Annotated in this window: 9 protein-coding genes; 5 read left to right on the top strand and 4 right to left on the bottom strand. The window is 29.6% G+C overall.

Features of this window, described 5'->3' with window-relative positions; genetic code table 11:
• Nucleotides 1-336, bottom strand: a 336-nt coding sequence (gene crcB / locus HMPREF3264_RS11510) for a fluoride efflux transporter CrcB (RefSeq protein ID WP_070873396.1), incomplete at its 3' end; no start/stop codon positions are given.
• Between the two features lie 97 nt (nt 337-433).
• Nucleotides 434-742 carry a hypothetical protein gene (locus HMPREF3264_RS11505; protein ID WP_044466752.1) on the bottom strand — a complete coding sequence of 103 codons (309 nt, stop codon included), beginning with the start codon at nt 740-742 and terminating at the stop codon, nt 434-436.
• 293 nt (nt 743-1035) lie between these two features.
• On the opposite strand from HMPREF3264_RS11505, the gene HMPREF3264_RS11500 reads away from it, so the two are divergent.
• Both HMPREF3264_RS11500 and HMPREF3264_RS11495 read left to right on the top strand, forming a co-directional pair.
• Entirely contained in the window at nt 1036-1749 is a 714-nt protein-coding gene (locus tag HMPREF3264_RS11500; protein ID WP_070873395.1) for a transaldolase, read from the top strand.
• Nucleotides 1750-1907: 158 nt separating this feature from the next.
• Nucleotides 1908-2351 carry a hypothetical protein gene (locus HMPREF3264_RS11495; protein WP_070873394.1) on the top strand — a complete coding sequence of 148 codons (444 nt, stop codon included), beginning with the start codon at nt 1908-1910 and terminating at the stop codon, nt 2349-2351.
• Here HMPREF3264_RS11495 and HMPREF3264_RS11490 read toward each other — a convergent pair.
• Both HMPREF3264_RS11490 and HMPREF3264_RS11485 read right to left on the bottom strand, forming a co-directional pair.
• Nucleotides 2338-2781 (bottom strand): competence protein ComK, encoded by a 444-nt coding sequence (locus HMPREF3264_RS11490; protein WP_070873393.1) that lies wholly within the window; start codon nt 2779-2781, stop codon nt 2338-2340. The genes HMPREF3264_RS11495 and HMPREF3264_RS11490 overlap by 14 nt on opposite strands.
• Nucleotides 2782-2794: 13 nt before the next feature.
• Nucleotides 2795-3271, bottom strand: a complete 477-nt coding sequence (locus HMPREF3264_RS11485; RefSeq protein ID WP_070873392.1) for a sigma-70 family RNA polymerase sigma factor — start codon at nt 3269-3271, stop codon at nt 2795-2797.
• A gap of 208 nt (nt 3272-3479) precedes the next feature.
• On the opposite strand from HMPREF3264_RS11485, the gene HMPREF3264_RS11480 reads away from it, so the two are divergent.
• From HMPREF3264_RS11480 to HMPREF3264_RS11470, 3 genes are all read left to right on the top strand, one after another.
• On the top strand, nt 3480-3698 hold the full coding sequence (locus tag HMPREF3264_RS11480) for a hypothetical protein (RefSeq protein WP_002443489.1): 219 nt from the start codon (nt 3480-3482) through the stop codon (nt 3696-3698).
• Nucleotides 3699-4012: 314 nt separating this feature from the next.
• A complete protein-coding gene (locus tag HMPREF3264_RS11475; protein ID WP_002443487.1) occupies nt 4013-4864 on the top strand; it encodes a peptidoglycan release complex glucosaminidase SagB in 852 nt (283 codons plus the stop codon).
• A 317-nt stretch (nt 4865-5181) separates the two neighbouring features.
• On the top strand, nt 5182-5751 hold a 570-nt coding region (locus tag HMPREF3264_RS11470; protein WP_176746845.1), incomplete at its 3' end, for an FAD/NAD(P)-binding protein.

The following is a 5751-nucleotide window of genomic DNA, read 5'->3' as shown; positions in this document are numbered from 1 at the left end:
TAGATAACAAAGTACAATTCCTAAAATGTAACTTGTTAATCCATAAGTGAAGAGCATGATAAAATGCTGCTGATCAAATAGATGTACAAGTTCAAATTGAAAAGTAGAAAAAGTAGTTAATGCGCCTAGGAAACCAGTGGTAATTGCCTTTTTAACGAGTGGATATCTCTGAAATAGAGAAATTGCTAAGGTACCAATCAGTCCCATTAAAAAAGCGCCTGTAAGGTTGGCTATCAATGTGCCAATCGGTAATGATGATCCTTCATTAAATATTGAGAGGTCATAACGCAAAAGTGCGCCAAACGCACCACCAATAAATACATATAAATATTGCATCGCAAATCACCTTAATATAAATTTGATATCTTTTTAACCATTTACATAAAAGTCATTATCTTCACAATAACTATTAGATTTAGCTATAAAGTCGTTACTATTTAAAAATAAAACCAAAAGTATGTAACGAAGATAGGATATGAAAAATAATAACAATAAAAATGATTAACGGTAAGAGTCTACTCGCTACTTTAATCCAATCTGTGCTTTCTCTAGAATGTTTAATTGATTTATCTGCAAAAATGATAGATAAAATTAAAATAATAATATTTACTAGTGTTGTAGCAACCATTATTTTCATAAATGAATTGAAAATATGACTTAATAAAGTATTATTAGTATTAAAAAAGAAACTAATAATAATCATTAGCAAACTCAAGTAAAAGTATTTTTTTGAACGTGCCATAAGTTGCCTCCTTGATTAACATCATTACAATATACTATCACATTTTAAGAAGATGAGAATAGTAAAACTCATTTTATAACAATAAACTTATTTGATGCACTTTTTTATAAACTGCGATTTCTAGGCAAATTATTCGCTTACATCATTTACGCATGTTATAAATATGATATAAAGTTTTTATGACTCAACGTGATAACAATAATTCTATTTACTTTATAAATATACATATAGATATGAGTTTCATTTACATATAGATTATCGTTTTGAGCGTAATGTTTAGGAGGAATAGCGAAATGGCGAAATTAAATGTAGAAGTTTTTGCGGATGGCGCAGACATCGAAGAAATGAAGGCAGCGTACGCTAATAAACAAGTTGATGGATTTACTACGAATCCTAGTTTAATGGCTAAAGCAGGTGTTACAGATTATAAAACATTTGCTGAAGAAGCGGTTAAAGCAATTCCAGATGCATCCATTTCATTTGAAGTCTTTGCAGATGATTTAGAAACAATGGAAAAAGAAGCGGAAATCTTAAAACAATATGGTGATAATGTATTCGTTAAAATACCAATTGTTACGACAAAAGGGGAGTCCACTCTTCCATTAATTAAGAAATTATCTGCGGACAATGTGAGATTAAACGTTACTGCTGTTTATACAATTGAACAAGTTAAAGCTATTACAGATGCTGTCACTGAGGGTGTCCCAACTTATGTATCTGTATTTGCAGGTAGAATTGCAGATACAGGGGTAGATCCACTTCCTTTAATGAAAGAATCAGTTGAAGTGACACATAGTAAAAAAGGCGTAAAATTACTTTGGGCTAGCTGTCGTGAAGTGATTAATGTGATACAAGCTGACGAAATCGGTGCAGATATCATCACATGTCCTGCTGACGTCGTTAAGAAAGTTAACACTAACTTAGGACGTGACATCGAAGAACTTTCAGTGGATACTGTTAAAGGATTTGCGAAAGATATTCAAAGTTCAGGACTTTCTATTCTTTAAAATATTTGATAAAAATACGGAAAAGCAATCGAGTGTGAATTTAACTGTCTCGATTGCTTTTTTAATTTGTAGAATCAATTAAGTGATAATTGAAACCTTTTTATAATTAATATATGATTTATAGAAAATGAGAAATATTGAGGAGCGAACTCCAAAAAATGAACAAAAATAAATTCACAGAAAAAGTTCAGAAACAATTATGGTTCTTAAATAGAAAAGAAAAGGACCAATTGAAGCAAAAATTAAATGCTTTAGATGAAAATCAAAATGTTGATTTTAATAAACCGATTAAATTCTCTAATCAATATTTAAAGGACGTTGTATTCAAGGAGAAAACAACGTCTTCTGGAAAGATATTCATATTGCTTATTCGGATTGTATTGGCTTATGCAGTTTTACTAGGGTTATTTTTATTAGGTTTAATTACAAGTTTAGCTGCGGTGCATTATTTTATAAATCCTAAAGTAGCATTATCTAGTATTGTTGTAGTGCTCATTATTGTGGTAGCGATTATAATAATGATTCTAAGTCTGTATTGGATTAAAATAGCTACCGCATTGTTTACGAAGAAATTACTCGAATTGAAGTTTAATAGAAGCTAGTTTTTTCTATGATTTGTCCGAGGGCGAGGCTTTCTTGCCATTTTTTAGTGACTAGGGTATAAGGTATATCAATATTAAGTGTTGTTGAATTTTCAAAAATAATGATTGTAGCATTAACAGAAGAATGAATACCTATGATTTTACGTGCGTTAATAAAATACTTTATTGACGCGCGTTTTTGCGTAATTGGAAATAAAATCGTGTCGTTATCTATAAAGATAGGGATAAGCTTATTAATGTTTAGAACTCTCTTAGCTCGTGCGTTTTGTACTTGTAAAGAGGTGTGATTGAGTTCGAGAATATAATTTATCAATTTATGAGGTGGAATAGGTAATGTCATTTCAAAATTTGCGTATTGAATATCTGTAGCTATATTCGTCGAGATAGCAGTTTTTAAATAGAGGAGATTATACGTAGATAGTGATTTCATGATGTTCATTCCTTTATAAATAATTAAATTTGCTTAAACATTTATGTCGAGTATGGGCTTTTATTCTTTTAATTGTTGTTTTTGATAAATGCATGATTTGTGCAATTTCATATTGTTTGTAGCCTTGAAGGTGTAATGATAGCCAGCGTTTTTCTTGGGGATTAAGATGAAGTGTAATATCTTCTAAATGTAAATTGAAATCGTTGAGGACAGTTGAGGGTTCTTGAAAAGATTCTGTTGTATAGGTGGCACCCATCATTTCCATTCTATAACTTTCTTTTCTAAAAATATCGATTAAATAATACTTTAATCGAGCGAAAAGATATGTATGTAGCACTGAAGCCTTTTGATTGTCATAGTCTAAAATGAGTTCCCACATTTTAATAAGTAAGAGTTGATAAAATTCATCATAATTATAAGTGATTTGATAGCTTTTTAACAAATGATGAATGATTTTGTTATATTTTTCGTAAGCTAGGTCAAATTCCATGTTGTGAACTCCTATTTATGTACATAAATGTTATTTCCGGATAAATAGAAGTTAACTTAAATTATAAAAATTATCATTTGCGTAATTTTCAAATAAGGTGTTAAATAGTAACCATAGACTTAATAAAACTAAAATATTTAACATGAAAATGACTGTAAAATAACAATTCGACATAAATAAATTCTGATAAATATTAAGGGAGGTAAACATGGATTACGCACACTTAAACTTAGAACACTTTTTCGCACGTAATGATGATTTAGATGTGATTAGAGATCGTTCTGATTTCGTAATGATTAATAACTTTACGAATGAAATGAAATATCGTGATGGGGAAATTGAGGGAACGATTGATTTAAATCAATATTATTATAAAAATCGTTCTCAAGCAGCAAGCTTCATCATGATGGAATATAAAAAATCATAATCTAATTGTAATAAAATCGAGGTAACTTATCGTCATTAAATGATATTCTGAACTTTAGTTTCACTGTTTATAGAAACAATTGATAGACTGATTTCTACATTATATATGTTGATAGAAATGCATGTTTAAAGGACTATTATTAATGATGATCAAGTAAGACCTCTATTTTTATATAAAGTTTCAATTTTATTACTTTTTATTTATGAATTTGTAACAATACTAATATAAAATTGTGAATCCGAATCAATAATGTTAAACTTTATTATCGTAATGAAATTGAATAGTTTAACAACAATGACCTAAGAGGTGTGAATATGATTAAGCACAAAAAGGGCTCTATTATTTCTATAATAGGACTACTTATAGTATTCGTTGTTGCTGCTTTTATTTTCTTTTCAATGATTTCTGATCAAATTTTCTTTAAACATGTGAAATCACAAGAGAAAGTAGTTAAGTTGGATAAAACTTTAGATAAAGCAGCAAAGAAACAAATACATAATTATACGAGCCAACAAGTATCTAATAAGAATAACAATGCTTGGCGAGATGCATCTGATACTGAAATCAAAACAGCAATGGATAGTAGTAAATTCATTGATAATGACAAACAAAAATATCAATTTTTAGATTTATCTAAATACCAAGGTATCGATAAAAATAGAATTAAACGTATGTTGTTTGATAGACCAGTTTTATTAGAACATACTGATGACTTTATTAATGCAGCGAAAGCCAAACATGTGAACGAAGTTTACCTTATTTCTCACGCGCTTTTAGAGACTGGGGCAGCGAAAAGTGAACTTGCAAAAGGTGTAGAAATAGACGGTAAGAAATACTATAACTTCTACGGTGTAGGCGCGTTAGATAGTGATCCTATCAAAACGGGAGCTCAATACGCTAAAAAACATGGTTGGGATACACCTCAAAAAGCCATTTACGGCGGAGCGGATTTCATTCATAAACATTTCTTGTCACATGAAGACCAAGATACGTTATATAGTATGAGATGGAACCCTAAAAATCCTGGTGAACACCAGTACGCAACTGATATTAAATGGGCAGAAAGTAATGCCAGTATCATTGCTGATTTCTATAAAAACATGAAAACTGAAGGTAAATACTTCAAGTTATATGTTTATAAAGATGACAAAGAACATCAAAAGTAAACGATGAAATGAATAAAGCATCACTATTAAGATAAGTTAACCTTGATAGTGATGCTTTTTCTAATTCATGGCGAATATGCATTATAAATGAGAAAATTATTTAGCTTTATTTTTGTTAGTGAACCATGCGAATAAAACAATAAATACGATAATGATTTTAGTAATTAATTTCATATTTTCACCTCAGTAAAATGATTTTAGCATATCTTTTAAAGATTAAAAGTAGTTAGATAAGGATATGTTAATAGGGAGTCAATGTTTAGATCGTTTAAACACATTCATAAAAGAAGCGAATACATAGATAGAAGGTTGATAAAATGCGTGTAGCAATTATTGGGATGGGAACAGCTGGCGTGAGTGTCTTGCGACAACTCGTTAAACATGAAGAATTCTCAAAATTAAAAGTAGATGTTTATGATGATGAAAAAAATATGGGACAAGGCGTTCCGTTTCAAAATGATAGTAGTGAATTATTAATTAATATGCCATCCAAAAAGATGAGTTTAAATTTAGATGATGATGAAGAATTCTGGAAATGGTATCAAAACCAAAATGATTTTGAATTTCAAAACCCACAATATCTACCAAGATTTGTATTTGGTCATTATATGAAATCATATTTATCACAATATGATGAGCAATATGAGAATTTAACAATTATTAATGATAAAGTACAAGAAATATTTACTAATTCCGATGTTGATGATACAAAATTGAAGTATTATGTCTGTACATGTGAAGATGATAAGGAATGGAGAGAGTATGACTATTTATTTTTAACATTCGGAACCTTTAGCTATCATGATCCTTATCATCTAAAAGGTAAAAAAGGATTTATTAAAACACCATATCCTACATATAATACATTAGACGATGTGGAGGATTCA

Origin of the sequence: Staphylococcus sp. HMSC62A08 (assembly GCF_001839105.1) — a bacterium.
Lineage (GTDB): Bacteria > Bacillota > Bacilli > Staphylococcales > Staphylococcaceae > Staphylococcus > Staphylococcus caprae.
The sequence above is the reverse complement of the archived record's forward strand: the minus strand, read 5'-3'. Positions and strand labels throughout refer to the sequence as shown.

Bases quoted from the DNA above. Each gene is read 5' to 3' on its own strand.
- HMPREF3264_RS11495 (WP_070873394.1), top strand. From the start codon at position 1,908: ATGAACAAAAATAAATTCACAGAAAAAGTTCAGAAACAATTATGGTTC.
- HMPREF3264_RS11480 (WP_002443489.1), top strand. From the start codon at position 3,480: ATGGATTACGCACACTTAAACTTAGAACACTTTTTCGCACGTAATGAT.
- HMPREF3264_RS11490 (WP_070873393.1), bottom strand. From the start codon at position 2,781: ATGAAATCACTATCTACGTATAATCTCCTCTATTTAAAAACTGCTATC.
- HMPREF3264_RS11485 (WP_070873392.1), bottom strand. From the start codon at position 3,271: ATGGAATTTGACCTAGCTTACGAAAAATATAACAAAATCATTCATCAT.
- HMPREF3264_RS11500 (WP_070873395.1), top strand. From the start codon at position 1,036: ATGGCGAAATTAAATGTAGAAGTTTTTGCGGATGGCGCAGACATCGAA.
- HMPREF3264_RS11475 (WP_002443487.1), top strand. From the start codon at position 4,013: ATGATTAAGCACAAAAAGGGCTCTATTATTTCTATAATAGGACTACTT.
- HMPREF3264_RS11505 (WP_044466752.1), bottom strand. From the start codon at position 742: ATGGCACGTTCAAAAAAATACTTTTACTTGAGTTTGCTAATGATTATT.